This is a genomic window from Croceibacter atlanticus HTCC2559, assembly GCF_000196315.1.
GTDB classification, from domain to species: Bacteria; Bacteroidota; Bacteroidia; order Flavobacteriales; family Flavobacteriaceae; genus Croceibacter; species Croceibacter atlanticus.
In genome coordinates, this window is record NC_014230.1 from 345,263 (window position 1) to 366,998 (window position 21,736).

Sequence of the window (21,736 nt, forward strand, 5' to 3'; positions counted from 1 at the left end):
TTTACAAACTAAAGTACTTCTAGTTCAAAACATTACTGTAAGCTTATGTAATTATTGTTTATAATACACGACTTAAATTTTAATAAACACATTTTATTTTATGAAAAAGTTGCTTTTAATAGCTTTATGTATACTTACAGGCGTTAGTCACGCACAATCTACTGCATCTTTTTTCAAAAAAGCTGATCTAGTTTTTAATACATACGTAAAGCAAAATAAGGTAGATTATAAAGCAATTTCAGAAGATTCAGATTTACTTGACGATGCATTAAATGATGCAAAAAACATAAGCGTATCTTTACTTAACAGCAAAACTTATCAAGCCTTTTGGATTAACACGTATAATCTTTTAGTTATTAAAGGGATTAGTGATTCTTATCCTATTAAGTCTCCATTAGATATAGATGGATTCTTTGATACCACCACATATTCTGTAGGCGGAAAAAAAGTTACTTTAAATGATATCGAAAACAAATTATTAAGAGAGAAATTTCCAAATGAGCCTCGTTTTCATTTTGTGCTAGTTTGTGGTGCACTAAGTTGTCCTCCAATTATAGATCACGCCTATTCTCCTAATTTTTTAGATAAACAATTACAAGAGCAAACTGTAAAAGCCATTAACAATCCTAATTTTTTAAAAGTGAATGACACTTCAGTGGCTTTTTCTCAAATCATGGAATGGTACAATGAGGACTTCACTAAGAATGGACAATCTTTAATTCAATTTTCAAACGCTTTTAGAAGCACTAAGATTCCAGAAGATGCTAAGGTTACTTTTTATCCCTATGATTGGACATTAAATGATATAACTAAATAATTTATTAAAGCACATATTTCGCCACTATCGTTTCAACCTCGAAGCTTAAAAATTTTGCGGTTGATTCGTAGTCGGCATTTTAAATTTAGGGTGCTTAATAACCGTTTAAGCTATCCATTTTCCATTATTAGCTACGGTTGAATCCCATACACCTATGCCGAACTTATCTGCTAATAACATCCCTTGATTAATTGCAGCTTTTTTATCTTCATAAGAGACTATTTTCCAATGCTGATTGCGGTCATACCACAAACTAACTTGGTATTCATAGGCTTTATACTTGAAAACAGATATATAATCTAAGCTCTTAAAGTCTTTCCACCTTCCAAAGGTTATTCTAGATATCGCATATTGTTTCTTATATCTATTATTATCAATATCAAAAACAATATTTGTTTGCATAGAAAAACGTACAGCCACTCCTGTTAATACTATAGCCGATTGCAGCATACCAGAAATAGATTTCATTTTGCTTAAGGATTCACCAAACCTAAAATTTGCAAAAAAGGTGTAGAGTAAAACTACCACACAGGTATAACAAGCTGCCGCAATTAGAAGATGCCAAATTGGTCTTCGACTGTCTGAAATTATGATATTATTTGGCTTCTGAATCATTAATTTAAATGTATAAAAAAACCTGTAAAGAAAACTTTACAGGTTTTAAATATATACTAAAGCTTGTAATTTAGTCTGCTAGAACAATAACTTTATTGTCTTTCATTTCAATTACGCCACCTTTTACAGCAAATGTCCATTTACCGTTTTCATCTTTCTTGAAAAGCTTGCGTACATTTTCTGAAATAGAAACATCTCCATTAAAACGCACTTTACCTTTTTCTAAGATAGACACAATAGGCGCGTGATTATCTAACATTTGAAACTCACCGTTAATACCTGGTACGGTAACGCTTTCAACTTCGCTAGTTAATATCACAGCTTCTGGTGTTACAATTTCTAAAAACATAATTGTTCGTTTTTAGTAGTTAGTAATTAATAATTAGCAGATTAAAATAGAGCTAACTACTTTTACGTCGTACTTAATTATTAAGACTCTGCTAACATTTTCTCACCAGCTTCAATTGCTTCCTCTATAGTTCCTTTAAGGTTGAAAGCTGCTTCTGGCAGGTGATCTAACTCACCGTCCATAATCATGTTGAAGCCTTTAATAGTTTCCTTAATATCTACTAAGACACCAGGAATACCTGTAAACTGCTCTGCTACGTGGAACGGCTGAGAAAGGAAACGCTGTACACGACGAGCGCGCCCTACAGCCATTTTATCTTCTTCAGATAATTCTTCCATACCAAGAATAGCAATAATATCTTGTAGTTCTTTATATCTCTGCAAAAGCTCTTTTACACGTTGTGCACAGTCATAATGCTCATTACCTAAAATATCTGCAGTAAGGATACGAGATGTAGAATCTAACGGATCTACCGCTGGATAAATACCAAGCTCTGCAATCTTACGAGACAATACAGTAGTTGCATCTAAGTGAGCAAACGTTGTTGCTGGTGCTGGATCGGTAAGGTCATCTGCAGGTACGTATACCGCTTGTACAGATGTAATAGATCCTTTTTTAGTTGATGTAATACGCTCTTGCATAGCTCCCATTTCGGTTGCTAAGGTAGGTTGGTAACCTACCGCAGAAGGCATACGACCAAGAAGTGCTGACACCTCTGATCCTGCTTGTGTAAAACGGAATATATTATCTACGAAAAATAATACATCTTTTCCTTGACCATCTCCTGCTCCATCACGGAAGTATTCTGCAATAGTTAATCCTGAAAGTGCTACACGAGCACGTGCTCCTGGTGGCTCATTCATTTGTCCGAATACGAACGTTGCTTTAGAGTCTTTCATAGCAGTTTTATCTACTTTAGAAAGATCCCATCCACCTTCTTCCATAGAGTGCATAAAGTCATCTCCGTATTTAATAATACCAGACTCTAACATCTCACGAAGTAAATCGTTACCCTCACGAGTACGCTCTCCAACACCTGCAAATACAGACAAACCACCGTGTCCTTTTGCAATGTTGTTAATTAATTCTTGAATAAGTACAGTTTTACCTACACCTGCACCACCAAATAAACCAATCTTACCACCTTTAGCATAAGGTTCAATAAGGTCAATTACTTTAATACCAGTAAAAAGAACTTCTGTAGATACAGATAGATCTTCAAACTTAGGTGCATTACGGTGAATTGGTAGACCGTTGTCTCCAGTCTTAGGCATGTCTTCCATACCATCAATAGGATCTCCTACAACATTAAATAGTCTCCCGTAAACATCACCAATAGGCATTTGTATTGGAGCGTTTGTCGCTTCAACAGCAGTACCTCTTGACAATCCATCTGTAGAGTCCATAGAGATAGTACGCACGGTGTTTTCACCAATGTGTGATTGTACTTCTAGAACTAAGATAGATCCGTCTTCTCTTTTTATTTCAAGAGAATCGTAAATTTTTGGAAGTTCGCCTTCTGTGTCAAACGCAACGTCAACAACAGGGCCAATAATTTGAGCAACTTTTCCTGTGACTTTAGACATTATCTAAATGGTTTTTAGTGTATTTAGCTTATATAAAATAGGATACAAGTACCCTTCATTTTCAAGGTGCAAAGATAGTTTTTTAATTTAAAATGCAATACGGAAATTTTGAAGTTTTTTGAATACATATATTTATATTTAATACAACCACTACTAAAGCACTGTACTTTATATAAACTATTATACACTAGCCAAAAACAAAAGAGCCCTAATTAAATTAGAGCTCCTTTAAATTTATAGTATTCCATTTTCAAGACAATTACTCTACAGTAACACTCTTTGCAAGGTTTCTTGGCTGGTCTACATTTTTATCTAACATTACAGCTATATGGTAAGACAAGAGCTGTAACGGAATAGTAGTTAGTAAAGGCGTTAAGCTTTCTAAAGTTTCAGGGACTTCTATAACATAGTCTGCTCTTTTTCTTACTTCAACATCACCCTCAGTAACTATACCAATAATTTTTCCCTCACGAGATTTTATCTCTTCAATATTACTAACAACCTTGTCATAATGCCCTTTTCTTGTAGCTATAACCACAACAGGCATTTGTGAATCTATTAAAGCAATTGGTCCATGCTTCATCTCTGCAGCAGGATACCCTTCTGCATGTATGTAAGATATCTCCTTAAGTTTTAAAGCACCTTCTAAAGCAACAGGAAAGTTAAATCCTCTACCTAAATAAAGGAAGTTTTTAGCATCTTTATATTTACTTGCAACAACCTCTATATGTTCATTAGACTCTAGTGCCTTCTTTACCTTTTCTGGAATTTGTTCTAATTCTCTTAAGTGTTCATTAAACTGCGAATTAGACAACACTCCTTTTTGCTTAGCTAATCTTAGTGCAATTAGAGTTAACACTGTAATTTGAGTTGTAAAAGCCTTTGTTGAGGCTACCCCAATTTCTGGTCCTGCGTGAGTATATGCACCTGCATGTGTTTCTCTAGAGATAGATGATCCTACAACATTACAAACACCAAAAACAAATGCACCGTTTTCTTTTGCAAGATTAATTGCCGCCATAGTATCTGCAGTTTCTCCACTTTGGGAAATTGCAATTACGACATCATCCTTGTTTATTATTGGATTACGGTATCTAAATTCTGAAGCATACTCAACCTCTACAGGTATTCTTGCAATGTCTTCAAAAATATACTCTGCAACTAAACCAGCGTGCCAAGAAGTTCCACAAGCTACAATGATAATGCGCTTAGCGTTAAGAAATTTCTCGATGTTATCATCTATTCCGGCCATTCTGATGAGATTCTCATTCACCAACATTCTACCTCTGTAGGTATCACTGATTGCGTCTGGCTGCTCATAAATTTCCTTAAGCATAAAGTGATCATAACCACCTTTCTCAATTTGCTCAAGGTTTAGCTGTAGCTCTTGTATATATGGCGCCACTAAAGAATCATCTTTAATCTTCCATATTTTTAAATCTTTATGATTTCTTACTACTGCCATTTGGCCATCTTCTAAGTAGATAGCATTTTTTGTAAACTCAATAAACGGTGAAGCGTCACTCGCTATAAAAAATTCATCTTCTCCAACACCTAAAGCCAAAGGGCTCCCTAATCTTGCTACAACTATTTCATTAGGTTTTTTTCTGTCAAAAACTGCAATTGCATAAGCTCCTACCGTTTGGTTTAAAGCAATTTGAACTGCTTTACCTAACTTAACTTTTTCATTTTTCTTTACATCTTCAATAAGGTTAACTAACACCTCTGTATCTGTATCAGATTTAAAAGTGTAACCTCTTTTAGTGAGCTCTTGTTTTAATGGGTCATAATTTTCAATAATTCCATTGTGAATAATTACAAGATCTCCAGAGTTTGAATAATGAGGATGAGAGTTTACATCATTAGGCACACCGTGAGTTGCCCAACGTGTGTGACCAATACCAATATTACCCTTAATGGTAGCACTTGACTCACATTTTTGTTTTAGCTCCTCTACCTTACCTTTTGTCTTACAAAGTTGAATTTCACTTCCATCCCATAATGCTATTCCAGCACTATCATAACCTCTATATTCTAATCTCTGTAATCCTTTTAATATAATTGGATACGCATCACGATGTCCAATATAGCCTACAATTCCACACATAATTTTTGGTTGTTAGTTTGGTTCTGTGTAATAGATTCTTAATTTTAGTCGCTTGTCTTCATTAGGCGACAAATTACTGTGAAGCACTGTACCTTCTGGTGATAATGGAGCTGCAAAAGGCACTGTAACATCTTCTGAGCTGTTACTTGTTTTTGCGTTAAGATCCCCTAAAATTTCAACGTTAGGAGAAACAGCTACTCCTATTCGAGTATTAGTAGAGTCGTTTTGAATTATGTTTTTCACATATTCTGTCATCTTAATCTTATAGAAAATACCAGTTTCTTCTTCGTCTGTTGTACTACCAGATTCATTCTGTGTTCTTGTTAATCTTCCCAAGTGCAATATTCTAGAATTAACTGGATCTGTCGCATTTTGAGTAAAATCTATAGTATAGTCAAACAAGATAGTATTATTATTTAAATCATACACAAATATACGTTCTGGCTCCTTCTCTCCATTGTCTGCTAATTGCTGATTTACATAGAATGTTAAGTTTGCTTCATTCACCAACCAGTCAAGTTGCTTTAAAGAATCTAATTGATCTTCATCGCTAAACAGTTCAATTTCAGCAATATTAGGCGTAGCGCCTTTTATATATAAGTTTTGATTGTTTTGAGATGGCGTAAATGGAGTCTTATAGGTGTTTACAATTATATCACCGAAATTTAACACAAAGGTCTTAGTTGTATTATCTGAAGTTGTCTCTCCTTCTGTACCACCATTAGACTCTTCTAAGTCTGATCTGTAATACAATGTTATATTTGCATTTGTAGATCCAAAATTAAGTAATGCCATTGAGCCATTAGGGTTTACAGCTTCTGCATTAAAATACAAACCTCTAAAGAAATTTTTAAAGTTATTATTATTCAACAACTCCTCTGAACCTTCTTTATCTATAATATTGTTCTTAAAATAAGTGCTATCTAACTTCACGCGAAGTCTCGGCGTAACTCTCTCAACAATTGTATCATTTGTTTCATCTTCATCATCGTCCTCTTCATTTAATCTCTTTAATACAAGTTCTTCGTTAGAAAACTCAAAATTATCATCTTCAAAAAACACAAAATCTCTTAAGTTATTTTCAAATTCTTGTTGTTGGTTAGAGTAGTACAGTTGTGCATTACTAAAACCATCTCCCGAGTTTGGGTCTACATTTCTTAAAAAATATCCAGATTCCTGAACACTTAGTTTAATTGGACCACTGCCGTAAATAGAATCTAAACTATAAAAAGTAGTATCTCCTTCTGCTGCTGTAGGTGTGCTAAAGTAAGGAATAGACATAACCACACTATCTAACTCTACATTATCTCCGAAAGTTGGGTTTGCAGAAGCCATAACTAATTGTGTTAAGACGCTTGCAGATGTTTGCCCATAAATTTCATCATTATAAACACCCAACAAGTATGTTGGCAAACCATTTGTTTGCACACCAACAATATCTTGTTGTGATGTAACCATTTGAGTTCCATCAAACAGTAATGCATCAAAATTTTCTGAAGGAATTAAATCTGAACCTACAGTATTAAACTCTTCTTCTTCACATGAACCTAAATAAAAAATAGCAACTAGAAGAGCTGCTACTTTTATAAAATTTTTAGTTATAGTCATTAAATTTATTCTTTATCATTTAGCACTTTTGTGCTATAAAATTCTTGTAACGGCTGAGAAAAACTCTCAAGCCCTTTGTATTCTAATACTGGTTTTTTGCTTGCTTCTGCATACGCTACCAATTCATCAGAAAGATCTTCGCTACCTAATACTATGGCGTCAGAAAAATCCATAGATGTTTTCATTAAACCATTAAAAGTAGGCTCAACAATGTGAGCAACGCTTGTATCTTCTATACCATCAAACATAATTTTCTGAGCCATGTCTTCATCTAAAGTACCCTCAAAACCTGAGTTATAAACCGATGTCACAATTTTTGCATCTTTAAACAAAGGCTCATTACCGTAGTAGTTTTTAAGATATAATGGCAATAAAGATGCCAACCAACCGTGAACATGAATAATATCTGGAGACCAGTTTAATTTCTTAACGGTTTCAATTACACCTTTAGCAAAGAATATTGCACGCTCATCATTATCAGGAAATAAATTTCCATCCTCATCTGTTAATGTAGCTTTACGTTTAAAATAATCTTCATTATCTATAAAGTAAACCTGCATACGCTCTTTAGGAATAGATGCAACTTTAATTATTAGCGGCATATCTAAATCATTAATGACCAAATTCATACCAGACAATCTAATAACCTCATGCAATTGGTGACGACGCTCATTTATATTACCAAACCTTGGCATAAAAATTCGAATCTGTCCACCAATACTGTTTATCATTCGAGGCATCTCAAAAGACATCGACGATATTTCTGTTTCTGGCAGATACGGTATTACTTCAGATGATATGTATAATATCCTCTTATCTTTCATAGGTCTTTACTTTAAGCGTTACTTGGTTCAAAAAACACGCAAAATTACAAAAATTTAAGCCAATAACCATTTTTAATCTTACTTTTGCACGCCATTAACACAATATAAATGCCTACGTTTAAGGACGCCACATCTCTACAAGCATTTCTAAACTCTCAAAGAACGGGTAATAACACTGTTGGTTTTGTTCCTACAATGGGTGCTTTGCACAAAGGCCATCTTGCTTTGGTGACATCTGCTTTATCACAAAACGAAATTGTTGTGGTAAGCATTTTTGTAAATCCTACGCAATTTGGTAATGCTGGAGATTTAAAAAACTATCCTCGCACATTATCAAAAGACGAGACACTTTTAAAAACGTTGCATAACGATATTATTGTGTTTGCTCCAAATGCAGAAGATTTATATAATGGTAATATCACTTCTAACTCTTATAATTTTGGAGCTATTGCTAATGAAATGGAAGGCAAATACAGGCAAGGTCATTTTAACGGCGTAGGCACAGTTTTAGAGCTTCTTTTTGATATTGTAAAGCCAGACTATGCATATTTTGGAGAAAAAGATTTTCAGCAATTACAGATTGTTAGGAAATTGATTTCTTTAACCAAACAGCCAGTAACTATAGTAGGTTGTCCTATTTATAGAGAAAATAGCGGACTAGCTATGAGTTCTAGAAATGAACGTCTGTCTAAAGAACGTAGAGAAGCATCTGCATTTATTTACAAAACACTACAAAAAGTTAAAGAAGATTTTAAATATAAGTCTGCAAGGCAACTTAATGAATGGGTTAAGAGTGAATTTGACAAACAAGAAGCACTAGAGCTAGAGTATTTTGAAATTGCCAACATAGACACACTTAAAACCATTAAGAGAAAACATAAGAACAACAAATACAGGGCTTTTATTGCTGTATTTGTAGAAGACGTAAGATTGATTGATAATGTCTCTTTAAATTACTAATTTTGAATATGCTTGTAACAGTAGTAAAATCTAAAATTCACCGTGTGAAAGTCACAGGTGCAGACCTTAACTATATTGGTAGCATTACCATAGATGAAGATTTAATGGATGCTGCAAATTTAGTTGAAGGCGAAAAAGTTCAAATTGTGAACAACAACAATGGCGAACGTCTTGAAACTTATGCAATTCCTGGCCCTAGAGGAAGTGGTGAAATTACTTTAAATGGAGCAGCTGCTCGTAAAGTTGCAAAAGGAGATATTCTTATTCTTATTACTTATGGTATGATGACCATGGATGAGGCTAAGAACTTTAAACCGTCTTTAGTGTTTCCTAATGAAGAGAATAACCTTCTGAAATAAACCACTTTGAATAAACACCTTTCTAAAATTTTAAAAACACTACTCCCACTTTTACTGGGAGTTTTTTTAATTTGGTATATGGTGTCTAGCGCAACTCCGGAAGAACGCGAAAAGCTTTGGGTTAATATAGTAGAAGCTGATAAGTTTTGGATAGCCGTTTCCCTTATATTAGGATTACTAAGCCATGCATCTAGGGCTTACAGATGGAAGTTTCTTCTAGAACCTTTAGGATATAAACCTAAGTTTTATAATAGTTTTATGGCAGTTATGGTAGCATATTTGGCCAACCTTGGCATACCGCGTTCTGGAGAGGTCTTAAGAGGTGCAACTATTTCCACCTATGAGAAAGTTCCTTTTGAAAAAGCATTTGGGACTATTGTATCAGAACGTATTGCAGACCTTATTATGTTACTTTTAGTAGTTGCTACTGCTATACTGTTACAGACAGACACTTTGTTGAACTATTTTAATGACCAAGATATTAATCCTTTAATGGCTGTTGGAATTATTGTTGTATTAGTGGTTGGCGTGCTAGTAGGTGTTCGAATATTAAAGAGCTCTACCCACAAATTCTTTGTGAAACTAAGAACATTTGCAGAAGGACTTTTAGACGGCATGAAAAGCATATTGCATATGAAGAATAAGTGGGCGTTTATCTTTCATACAGTATTTATCTGGCTCTCTTATGTGCTTATGTTTGGTGTTATTAAATATTGTATTCCCGGAACAGAGAACTTAAGCATTGCTGGTATTCTTGCAGCTTTTGCAGTTGGGTCTTTTGCTATTTCTGCAACTAATGGCGGCATAGGAGTATATCCATTTGCTATAGGCGCAATTTTAATATATTTTAATATAGACAAACAAGATGGTGAAGCCTTTGGTTGGATTCTTTGGGGATCACAAACTTTACTAAATATTGTGCTAGGAGGACTTTCATTTTTACTACTACCTATTCTTAACAGAAAGAAAACATAAAATTTTATATCTTGGGGAACCCAAAAAAAGCTTCCCATGAAATATTATTTTCTACTCTTCACTTTATTATTTTCATTTTCAGCTATATCTCAAGTAAAATATGAAACTATTTATTCAGAAAAACTTGGAGAGGATCGCGAAATAAAAATTCAATTGCCTAGGAATTATGAGAGCAATTCAGAAAAGAGGTATCCTATATTTATAGTTTTAGATGGTGATTATCTTTTTGAGCCTGTTGCTGGAAATGTAGACTTTTATAGCTACTGGGAAGATATGCCAGAAGCCATAGTTGTAGGAATAAATCAATTAGAAACAAGAATAGATGATGGTTATTTTGATGACACAAATTATTTTCCGTCAAATTCTGGCGCTAATTTCTTTGAATTTATTGGGCTGGAGCTGCTTCCTTACTTAGACACAAATTACAGGACAGCAAAGTTTGTAATTGCCGTTGGTCACGATTATACCTCTAATTTCATAAACTACTACCTATTTAAAGATCCGGCTTTATTTCAAGGTTATATAAATTTAAGCCCAGATTTTGCACCAATGATGGCAGAACGTTTAACAGAAAAGCTGTCTACCATTAAACAAAAAACTTGGTTTTATATGGCTACTGGAACAGATGATATAAAATCGATTAGAGAAGATGTTATTTACACAGACAAACAATTGTCTTTGGTTGACAATGCAGCTGTAAACTACTATTTTGATGATTTTGAAGGTGCAACTCACTATTCTCTTGTTGGAAGAGCTATTCCTAAAGCTATTGAAGATATATTTTCTATTTACAGACCTATTAGCAATAAACAGTACAAAGAAGAACTTTTAAATATTGAGGGTTCACTTTACAGTTACCTAATTGAAAAATATAATGTTATTGAAGAGCTATTTGGTTTAGACAACACTATTAGAATTAATGATTTTCAAGCTATATCTGCTGCTATTGAAAAACTAGAAAAATGGAATGATTATGAAGAACTAGGAAGACTTGCAAGAAAAGAGCATCCAGACACAATGCTTGGCAATTATTACCTAGGTAGATTTTACGAGGAAACAGGAGAACCTAAAAAAGCTATGAGAACTTACCAAAGTGCCTTTCTTTTGCAAGAGGTAGGAAATTTAACTAAAGACCTAATGTTGGAAAAATCTGATGCTATTAAAGCTGATTTTGGCTATTAAATTTAAATACTTATAAAAAGAGCCCGCTAATAATTAGCGGGCTCTTTTTATTGAATTTTTGCTTACTGCTATATTCCTAAACTGTACTTTAGTTTCACACCATAAGCGTTTAATTTAACCTCACTAGCATTACTTGTCCCTAAAATAGTATTATAAGTAAACTCAGATGGAATATCATTACTGTAATTAACCAGATCTTCAAACTCTTCACCGTCGTAAAGGTCATTTATACCATAATCAAAAAACAACCCTATATATATTGAATTATTAGATGAAAGCATTTGTTTTATACCAAGTTCTAAAGTTGCACTAAAAGCTGTTTTTAGCTCTAAATCTTGGTCATTTACATTAATATTTCTATAAGTTCCAAATCCGGCAAACTCTGGATCAAAAAGTTCAACATTGTATTGCCTATAAAAACCACTTGTATTTAATGTTTTTATATCTGTTTCGTAATAAGTATCAATTGGCAATGCCACCTTACCACCAACAGCAATATAAAACCTAGAGACTCCGGAAGTTTCATATTGAACAACTAAAGGAATTGAAACAAATTGAGCTTTTTGTTGTTCTTGAAAATTTGTACCTCTATACCTAAATTCAAAATCTTCACCTTCACTATCTGTTGCATTATATGAACCTCTTATAACTTCATACCTTGAAGATGAAGAAACAGATTGGAACTCTAATCCTAATTGCAAGCTATAATTTTCAGATAAATGATAGCCATAGTGAACACCTACTTGCCCACCTTTTCCGTTTCTTAGGCTTGCACCATTAAGACTGTAATCTAACGTTGAAAAAACGCCACTTACCGAACCTATTATTTCTCCTTTAATTTCTTGGCTAGAAGCCGAATAGCAAAAGTTAAGACTTATTACCAAAACTAAAATACCTCTCATTTTATTGGAAATTAAATGGTTCATTTTGTTATATTTTTTAATATTCATCTTGTCGTTTATATGGGTATGATCTAGTTATTCTACAATTAGTTTTATGACCTTGTTTACATTAGGCGAGCTAAAGTTGATCATGTAAATACCAGACTGTATAGTTTCTGGTAATCTTACTGTATGGCTAATTGCATCATACCTACCTTGTTTTAAAACTTTACCAGACATATTAAATACAGTATAAATCATATTATCCAACTCTGTTGCCGGAATATCTGCACTAACATTTAATGTTCTATTAAGTTGAGTTGTCGGGTTTGGCGTTACTGAGATTGAATAGCTGTGTTGTAATTCTATATTAATAGCACAGGTTTGTAAAACATCTCCACTCACAGTAGTCATTTTAACAAAATAAGTAGCATTAGGATCTAACAAGTCTGATGTTGTTGCACCTGCAGAATAGTATTGTTCTGTACCTACAAGCACATTATCTTTATACCATTCATAAGCCACAAAACTATAACCTCCATTTGTATTAGGGTTGTTATTTACAAGGAGTACATTATCAAACTTCTGTTCAGCGATATCATTAAATAAGAATTGTTTTTCAACTCTAATAGTATACGTTCTAACCATCGAACCATTTTGAGAAGTTACTACAACATCCTGCAAGTAAATACCAGGCACAGGAGTTTCAATCTCAAACACAGTTGCAGGAGTTACTATTGCACTAGGTTCTGCATCAATCACTACTTGAACACTATTTACTGTGGATCCACAATCAATAATATAGTTTACTAAATTGTCTGGGTCGTTATAAACTTGCCCATCAATTGTAATAGTATTAATATTTGCGTTACTACTTTCTATAATTAACTCTTGAGACACTGGTGTTGCAGGTAGGTAATTGCTATCGCCTTCTTGGTTTGCTGTAATAGTTACCTGTCCAGTTGCCAATAACGTTACAAAGCCTTCTGCACTAACATCTGCAGGCTGATTTGTTCCTGTATACGTATATGTATATGTAATTGGTAGTCCAGAACTTGCTTCTGCCATTAACTGAAAATCTGGGTCTACACCTATTTCTTTTACAGGTATAGGGTTAAATACAATTTCCTGAGTAGACCTATCAATTGTTAGTGTTGCTGTAAGTGTTATCTCATCACAATTTGGAGAAGTACTAGGAGGCGTAATTACTGCAGAAACTGTGTATATACCTGCGTTTATTGCACCGTTCGGAATTCCTGTACTTGGTGTAGTACTGTAAACAACACTAGCTCCATTTGGCAAGTTCAGGACTTCAATATCTTGTATATCTCCATCATAAATAAAAGATTCATCATTAAACACTACTTGATCTAATGGTGAATTATTTACCGTTACATTTTGAGTTTGGGTTGATACATTTCCAACATCATCTGTATAGCTCCAAACTACAACTGTAGTTCCTGGAGTAGTTATAGGTAACACGGTAGTTGTTACTCCAGAAACTGAACCAGAACAATTATCTAAAGCTTTAGGAATTGGCAGAGATAGCACTGCACAATCTTCACTAATATCTGGAAGTACAGCTACAATAGGAACTGGTGCTGTCACATCCTCGATAATCACATTTTGAGTTTGTGTAGTAATATTACCATTATCGTCTTCATAAGTCCAAGTTATTTCTGTTATCCCTTGAACCTCTATTGGAAAGACTGTATCTGTTGTTCCTTGTACTGGTCCTGTACAATTATCGGTTGCAGATGGAATTATAATACTCTCTACTATACATTCTGCAGTAATATCCTCAAGTGTTCCTGCATCAGCAACCGGACCTGAAACATCTTCAATAACTACATTTTGAGTTTGAGTACTTACGTTTCCATTTACATCTTCATATGTCCAAGTAATCACTGTTGTTCCTTGAGCCGTAATAGGTAAATCTGCATCATTTGATACTATTACATCACCAGCACAATTATCTGTTGCAGTTGGTGCTACTAATGCATCAACTTGGCACTCTGCCTCGACATCAGAAAGTGTCATCATATCTGGTATTGGAGATGTAACATCTTCAATTACCACATTTTGAGTTTGAGAACTTGAGTTTCCATTCACATCTTCATACATCCAAGTAATTACTGTTGTTCCTTGAGTGGTTATAGGTAAATCTGCGTCATTTGATACTATTACATCACCAGAACAATTGTCTGTTGCAGTTGGTGCTACTAATGCATCAACTTGGCATTCTGCTTCGATATCAGAAAGTGCAATCACATCTGGTGTAGGAGATGTAACATCCTCAATTACCACATTTTGAGTTTGAGTACTTGTGTTTCCATTTTCATCTTCATACGTCCAAGTAATTACTGTTGTTCCTTGAGTGGATATTGGTAAATTAGCATCATTGGTAACTGTAACATCGCCAACACAGTTATCTGTTGCTGTTGGTGCTACTAATGTATCAACTTGGCATTCTGCCTCGACATCGGAAAGTGTCATCACATCTGGAGTTGGAGAAGTTATATCCTCAATTATCACATTTTGAGTTTGAGTACTCGTATTTCCAGATTCATCCTCATAGGTCCAAGTTACAATAGTTGTTCCTTGTTCTGTTATTGGGAAAGTTGTGACGGTAGTTCCTATTACAGATCCAACGCAATTATCTGTAGCAGTAGGTGCTGAAATATTGTCTACTTGACATTGAGCCATAACATCTTCAAGCACTAATAAATCGGCTGCCGGCGCAAGATTGTCTTGAACGGTGACCATTGCAGTGTCTGTTGATGAATTACCATTATTATCTGTTACCATTAATGTAACCTCAACAGGTGTGTCTAAATTACTACAATCAAATGTACTTGGAGAAACAGATAATGTTTCTATGCCACAAATATCTGAAGAACCATCATTAATATCTTGTACTGTAATTGTAGCCACTCCATTTTCATCTAACTGAACTGTTGCATTCATGGCGTTAGCTATTGGTAAAATAGTGTCCTCAATAGTTACCATAGCAGTATCTGTTGCTATATTTCCTCCTATATCTGTAACTGTCATTGTAACTTCTACTGGAGTTTCTGTATTTGAACAATTAAAGGAGTTTGGAGTTACTGTAATAGATTCTATACAGTTATCTGTTGACCCGTTATTAATATCATCTCCTGTAATAGTTACCGTACCATTCTCATCCAACTGAACAGTAATATCCATTGCAGTGGCTACTGGCACAGAGTTGTCTTCAATAGTTACAACAGCATCGCACGTCCCAACATTTCCAGCTTCATCAGTTACAGTTATTGTTACTGTATTTTCTCCAATATCATCACAAGTAAAAGTGTCTTGACTAAGTGCTATATCATATACTAAGCCACAATTATCGGCAACACTTTGATCTCCTTCGGGTACAAAGGCTACAAAGTCGTTTTGAGTGTTCCAGTTTGCGCTATTTCTTCCGGCAACAGTTAAACCAATAGTACCATCTATATTTTCTATGCCTTGTGTCATTGGGCTTCCTGTTACTGAAGTGCTATGAATTTCTATAACATTCGTACTTTCAAAAAGTTTTACCTGAGTAGTAACTTGTGGAGTTGAATTACAGCAAAATGGAATATCTGTAAATTGCAACACTGCTATTCTATTAGGCGCAACACCTGTTGTGGCATATGTTATACTACCACTTCCTTGCGGAAATAAATCATCCCAAGCGAAGGCTATCAAATTATTTGGTGTTGACGTATTTGGCAATAATTGACCGCCACAGCAACCGTTATCCAGACCGCTGCCAAACTTTAAAAAGCCGTTAGATGATATATAATATTCTGAGTAATCATTATTAAAGAAGCTAAAATCAAACCCAAGAGGAATGGCTCCAGAAACTGAGTCATCACTTAAAACAACTTGTGTAGAGTTTGCAGAAATATCAATTGGAGCGAAAGTTCCTGACTGATCAATACTGTAAGTGACTGAACTTGAAATTAAATTTGCGATAACATCATCTTGTGTGATAGTCGCTACGCCATTATTATCTAACTCTACAGTTACATCTTGACACTCTACAACCGGTGCTTCTGTATCGTTAACAGTGACATCAAAAGAACATGTAGTTTGATTGCCAGAATTGTCCGTAACTTCATAAGTTATTGTAGTTGTACCTATTGGAAACTCACTTCCAGATGGCAATCCTGCGGTTTGTTGTATTCCTGATTCATTAAGTATAAAGTTATCTAAAGAGACATCACTTGTTGATGTATTTTCCCAAATAAGGCCTGTTATATTTCTCCAGTCTTCATTTGAAGGAAATACATTAAGCCCCGTTTCTTCTGGTATAAATGTAGCCATAGATGGTAATGCTGTAAACCTCATACCTGTTTGGCAGGCTATAAAAGAAGATGGAGTGAAAGTTTCTCCTCCATTATACTCCCAAGTATTTCCTGTATTAGAATGAATAAGCATTCCCTGCCCATCACCACAACCAACAGGCCAAGGTGCATCTATATGCTCGCTAGCAAAAGCGGTAATTACCATACCTGACTCTGTATACGGTGAACCAAAAGTTGAAGAACCTGTAAAGCTTAAAGTCACTTGAACATCGTTATCAATTACACAATTATCTGAAAACTCCGGTATATCAAAATTCACTACAGCACCACACAGTCCAGGATCATTGCTAACAACAATATTTTCTGGACAAGTTACTGTTGGTGCTTCCGTATCTTCTATAATTATTTCTTGAGTTTGTGTAGATATGTTTCCAGCTTCATCCTCATAGGTCCAAGTAATAGTTGTACTCTCTGAGATTGGAAAAGCAGTATTTGAAGTTCCATTAATTTGGCCAGAACAATTATCTGTTGCTGTTGGTGCTACTAGGCTATCTACTTGACACTGTTCATTTATGTCTTCCAACGTCATCATATTAGCAACTGGTGGTGTAGTATCTGTAATAAGCACATTTTGAGTTTGGGTTAACATATTACCAGAGGAATCTTGATATGTCCAAGTTATTGTTGTATTCTCTGTAATTGGGAATATGGCATCAGTGAGGCCAATAACTTGACCTTCACAAGCATCTGTAGCTGTAGGCGCTCCTATACTATTTACTTGACATTCACCAACTACATCGTCTAATATTAAAACATCTGCAATAGGACCTTCAGAATCTTCAACCGTTATCGTAAAGCTACAAGTACTTGTGTTTCCAGAAGCGTCTGTAGCTATAAATGTATTTGTAGTAATACCAACAGGGAAAGCACTTCCGCTAGGTAATCCTTCAGTTTGGGAGATTTCTACACAACCTTCATAACTTAAAATAATCTCACCATTCCCAGATCTAATACCTGTTGTCGTAACACTATTAGTTAATGTTCCAAGGTAAGACGAACCTCCTGCACCACCTCCAGCTGCAGCACCAGAACCACTGGTTGGTATAGCACCACTGCCGCCACCATAATAGCCACCGCCGCCACCGCCACTTGCAACACCATAATTAGCAGGCAAACCATTTCCTCCTAAACCAAAAGCTCCTGGATTACCGTTAGTACCCTGTGTACCCATACCACCAGAGCCACCAGCTGTTGCTGTTGCACCAGAACCACCAGAACCTGGATTAAAATAAGAATTATAATTAGGGTCTGCAGGGTCTTCTCCATTTACTCCTGTTATACCGCCACCATCGCCACCGTCTCCTCCTACACCACATGGTACACAAGAACCATTAACGTATGAGCGACCGCCACCGCCACCGCCACCAGCTACAATTACGCGATTTATCAAGTCACTTCCACCTTGACGCACATCAGAAGATCCACCACCACTGCCTCCAAATCCATTAGAACCTCCGCCACCTGCAAGAGCAACACCTCCAGTACCACCACCATTAAATCCACCAACACCATTGGTACCTGTTCCTCCTACATAAATTTCTAAGGTTTCACCAGGTGTTACAGATAATATGCCTTCTGAATAACCTCCTAAACCGCCAACTGAATTTTGATAGTCATCTACAGTTATAGCCTGACCTTGAGCTCCCCAAGATTGAATGAAAATTTCTGTTACACCAGCAGGCACAATAAAAGACTCTGGAGCTCCAGTAAATGAGAACGTAATATTATCTGAAGTCGAATTAACGCTACAGTTATCTGTTGTAGTAGGAAAGTTATAATTTACAATAGCTTCGCAACTTCCAGGATCAGAATTAACTATTATATCATCTGGACAGGTAATAGTTGGCGCTTCAGTGTCATTAACTATTACATTGAATGTACAAGTAGCAGAATTTGAACTAATTGAATCAAACCTATATAATGTTTCTGCAGGATTCGCACCATCTCCAGAAACACCATATAATGTTCCATCTGCACTAAAAGAAATTCCTGCGATTTTTGTTCCTGTACTACCAATACTCTCTCCGATACCAGTTGAAAGATCTATTGAGGCTAAGCCACGTAGTCCTCCACTTAATTTATATACGATATAGGTAATACCTGTTATAGGGCTAGTAGACAAACCATTTGATCCAGAAGTGATTTCAACACCATCTATAACTACTGGAACTGTTGATAAGGTTACACCTGTAGTTGGGTCAAACTCTACCAATGCAGAAGAAAATGGGTCTACTCCAAAAACACTATTCCCGTTTACAGCGTAACCTCTAATATAATCTCTATCTAAAGTTGATAATAAAGAGAACGTTCCATTGTCAGTATTAATTAAAGCTATATTCTCATCTCTATCCATAGCAACAAAACCATTAAGAGGCGGATAATATACCATACCAACTACTTCTTGTTCTATTCCTGCCGGATATGTATTGCCCGGAGCAATATTAGCTCCAACTGTAAGAGTACTTAAATTGATTGGTTCAAAATATTGGTTTCCATCAGAAATTCCTGATGCATGAAACAATACTCCGTTGGTTGGATTAAACGCTATTGCTTCACCATCATTACCATTTCCAAGTGTTAATATTTGCGTATTTGTTGCTTCTGGACTATTACCCTCATTAACTGTTACTGTAACTTGTGTTGACCCCACAGGAAAAAAAGTTCCAGATTCCTGTGAATACGATACAAAAAGTTCACTACTGCAGTTGTCAGCTGTAATAGCAGACGGATATGTAACAATTGCACCATAGTTTCCAGGGTCATTGCTAACAACAATATCTTCTGGACAAATAACTGTTGGTGCTTCAGTATCTTCTGCCATAACAGTAACAGAACCACATCCTGCTGATATTGCACAACCACCTTCACCTCTAACTAAATATTGTGTGTTACTATTGGGAGTAACTTCAAATGTAGTTGTTGTCGTTGTTCCTACTAAGGTACCACCACAAGAGCCTGAGTAAATAGCCCATTGTGTTGCATCATTTAAATTTCCAGTTATTGTTAAAACAACAGACTCTCCAGGACAAACATTCTCTGAAGATGCAGAAATTGCTGGTGTATCTGGATTCGTACATGGGTTACCTACAAGCACTCCATTTGTATTACCAATATTTGAGAGTGTAAGATTTGCATTGTTACCAAGAGTATCTGCTATACTTCCTCCATTTATCATTAATGTACCTACCTCAACACCATCTGTATCTAAATCACCATCTAACACAGTATACCTAAAAAGCAACCCATTACTTCCACTACCACTAACATAAGCAGCTTGCTTGGTAATTGTTCCTATTACAATAGACAATTGCGGAGTACCTCCAAATGTGTTTACTATTGCGTTTTCATTAAAGTTAATTATGAAATCTAAGTTTTGACCTGTTGTATATGTTGCACTTACAGGTACCGTCACACTAGTAACAACTGGACCTAAATTATCCAACAGGTAATCTTCGTTTACTCCAATTGGCGTTGTGTTTACTAAAGAGTTCCCTGCTAAATCTGTAATGCTATAACCAGAGCTTAACCCTAATGAAACTATTCCATTTATATTTGAAAGATTTCCATTTTCATAAGCTAATCTATAACGCGTAGTTGCTTGTTGTGAAAAATCAGAAATGAGAGATGAAGATCCAATAAGTTCAAAATCATTTAGACTAATATTTGAAACAGGTTCATTAAATGTTATATCAAAAGAGATTCTATTCTCATTAGTTTCTCGATTTATAGGATCTACTCTTACGATACTATCTATACGAGGCGCAGTAGTATCACCAGATTCGATTGTTATTGAAAAAGTACGACCAGATATTGCTGCAGCACCATCTTCTCCACCATCGGAAAGATTAAATACAAAGCTATCTGTACTAGCGGATCCATTTGTATTTTCATAAGTTAGACGATTGTTATTAATGTCTGATTGCGTAAATGTTCCATTTATACTCAATATAATACCATTTAGCCTCAAATTTCCATTAGAAGGAACATTACTTACTGTAAATACAAGTCCTGTTTCTCGATCATCTGGATCTAGACCCAACAGATGAGTAGAGGTAATTACTGTAGAGTCTAAATTATTTGCAGTTAGCGTATTATTAATTACAGAAGTTGGAGCATCATTTATAATTAAGGCGAAACCAAGTGAATAATATTCTGAAGAATCTATATTAGTTGTTAAACCCAAGGCATTAGTAACACTAAGGTTATAGCCTCGACCATTATTAGTGCCAAAAATAGTGGGATTTTGTCCTGTGTTTTGATACATCACAGAGCGTAATGCAGCAGTTGCCTGAGCTGCACTACCATTTCCAGTTATTGTCCATTGTGATTTATCTGCAGAACTAGAAATAGAATAACCGTTTGAATTACTCAAGGTTAATATATCGTTTTCATCTGATCCAGCAGCACCTGAACGCTCTGTAATAACCATTTGTGTGATATTAGAAGAATCACTTATAGACACTTGATTGTTTAATGCTATTGCCGGTCCGTTTTCAGAAAAACCTACTCCAATAATGTTTGAAGTTACCGTTGGCGGTCCAGCTACAGGAGCTTGTGTAACATTTATGGTCACACTCCAACTCGCACTTTCGGCTATGTTTGCAACCACAGCAGCTGCATATGTACCAGGAGACGTAAAAAAAGGTGAGGAGCTTATGCTCCCACTAAAGCTTGGAGGATATGTGACAAACGCTTCTTGATTAGGACCAAATGCAAAAAAACCATTACTAATTCCAAAATTATTTTGAATAGTGTATGTGATACTTGTAATGGTTTGTCCTGCTCCTATAACAATTTGCCAGTTATCTTGGCTATCTGTAGGTGTATCTAAAGAACCTGAAAAAGTATTTGCTCCTGCTACTAAATTAAAAGTAAAGTTTGAATCTGTTGTTGGTCCCGATGGAAAATCTGTGCCTTCTGTTTGAGAGGTTGCAGTAAATGAACCAATAATAATAAAAAGTGCTGAGCACCATAAAGTAATTTTATTCATAAGATGTCGAGTTACGATAAGCAGCTCGAAATTAGGGATAAAACTTAAACCTAATTAACATTTTTTTAAGTTTTGTGACAAACTCTTAAAATTAGGGATGAAATTTA

13 protein-coding genes are annotated in these 21,736 nt (G+C 35.3%); 5 read left to right on the forward strand and 8 right to left on the reverse strand.

The window, feature by feature from the left end:
* Positions 1-100: 100 nt before the first annotated feature.
* Complete coding sequence (locus CA2559_RS01415) at positions 101-817, forward strand: DUF547 domain-containing protein (RefSeq protein WP_013186046.1); 717 nt, start codon at positions 101-103, stop codon at positions 815-817.
* A 105-nt stretch (positions 818-922) separates the two neighbouring features.
* Here CA2559_RS01415 and CA2559_RS01420 read toward each other — a convergent pair whose 3' ends face one another.
* The 6 genes from CA2559_RS01420 to CA2559_RS01445 form a co-directional block, all read right to left on the reverse strand.
* Positions 923-1,432 (reverse strand): hypothetical protein, encoded by a 510-nt coding sequence (locus CA2559_RS01420; RefSeq protein ID WP_013186047.1) that lies wholly within the window; start codon positions 1,430-1,432, stop codon positions 923-925.
* 70 nt (positions 1,433-1,502) lie between these two features.
* Positions 1,503-1,781, reverse strand: coding sequence for a F0F1 ATP synthase subunit epsilon (locus tag CA2559_RS01425; RefSeq protein ID WP_013186048.1), 279 nt, complete (start codon positions 1,779-1,781; stop codon positions 1,503-1,505).
* Between the two features lie 80 nt (positions 1,782-1,861).
* Positions 1,862-3,367: a F0F1 ATP synthase subunit beta gene (atpD, locus tag CA2559_RS01430; protein WP_013186049.1), complete on the reverse strand. Its 1,506-nt coding sequence runs from the start codon at positions 3,365-3,367 to the stop codon at positions 1,862-1,864.
* A 259-nt stretch (positions 3,368-3,626) separates the two neighbouring features.
* On the reverse strand, positions 3,627-5,474 hold the full coding sequence (glmS, locus tag CA2559_RS01435; protein WP_013186050.1) for a glutamine--fructose-6-phosphate transaminase (isomerizing): 1,848 nt from the start codon (positions 5,472-5,474) through the stop codon (positions 3,627-3,629).
* Between the two features lie 12 nt (positions 5,475-5,486).
* On the reverse strand, positions 5,487-7,082 hold the full coding sequence (locus CA2559_RS01440) for a DUF4270 domain-containing protein (protein ID WP_013186051.1): 1,596 nt from the start codon (positions 7,080-7,082) through the stop codon (positions 5,487-5,489).
* Between the two features lie 5 nt (positions 7,083-7,087).
* On the reverse strand, positions 7,088-7,906 hold the full coding sequence (locus CA2559_RS01445; RefSeq protein ID WP_041240845.1) for a glycogen/starch synthase: 819 nt from the start codon (positions 7,904-7,906) through the stop codon (positions 7,088-7,090).
* A 108-nt stretch (positions 7,907-8,014) separates the two neighbouring features.
* On the opposite strand from CA2559_RS01445, the gene panC reads away from it, so the two are divergent.
* From panC to CA2559_RS01465, 4 genes are read left to right on the forward strand one after another with little or no spacing between them, the layout of a single operon-like run.
* Positions 8,015-8,866: a pantoate--beta-alanine ligase gene (gene panC, locus CA2559_RS01450; protein WP_013186053.1), complete on the forward strand. Its 852-nt coding sequence runs from the start codon at positions 8,015-8,017 to the stop codon at positions 8,864-8,866.
* An 8-nt stretch (positions 8,867-8,874) separates the two neighbouring features.
* On the forward strand, positions 8,875-9,225 hold the full coding sequence (panD, locus tag CA2559_RS01455) for an aspartate 1-decarboxylase (RefSeq protein ID WP_013186054.1): 351 nt from the start codon (positions 8,875-8,877) through the stop codon (positions 9,223-9,225).
* 6 nt (positions 9,226-9,231) lie between these two features.
* Positions 9,232-10,200: a lysylphosphatidylglycerol synthase transmembrane domain-containing protein gene (locus CA2559_RS01460; protein ID WP_041240846.1), complete on the forward strand. Its 969-nt coding sequence runs from the start codon at positions 9,232-9,234 to the stop codon at positions 10,198-10,200.
* Positions 10,201-10,236: 36 nt separating this feature from the next.
* Positions 10,237-11,382, forward strand: a complete 1,146-nt coding sequence (locus CA2559_RS01465) for an alpha/beta hydrolase (RefSeq protein WP_013186056.1) — start codon at positions 10,237-10,239, stop codon at positions 11,380-11,382.
* A 68-nt stretch (positions 11,383-11,450) separates the two neighbouring features.
* On the opposite strand, the gene CA2559_RS01470 is transcribed toward CA2559_RS01465, so the two are convergent.
* Complete coding sequence (locus tag CA2559_RS01470) at positions 11,451-12,308, reverse strand: hypothetical protein (RefSeq protein ID WP_158305526.1); 858 nt, start codon at positions 12,306-12,308, stop codon at positions 11,451-11,453.
* Positions 12,309-12,359: 51 nt separating this feature from the next.
* Positions 12,360-21,629: an HYR domain-containing protein gene (locus tag CA2559_RS01475; protein ID WP_013186058.1), complete on the reverse strand. Its 9,270-nt coding sequence runs from the start codon at positions 21,627-21,629 to the stop codon at positions 12,360-12,362.
* Between the last annotated feature and the right edge of the window lie 107 nt (positions 21,630-21,736).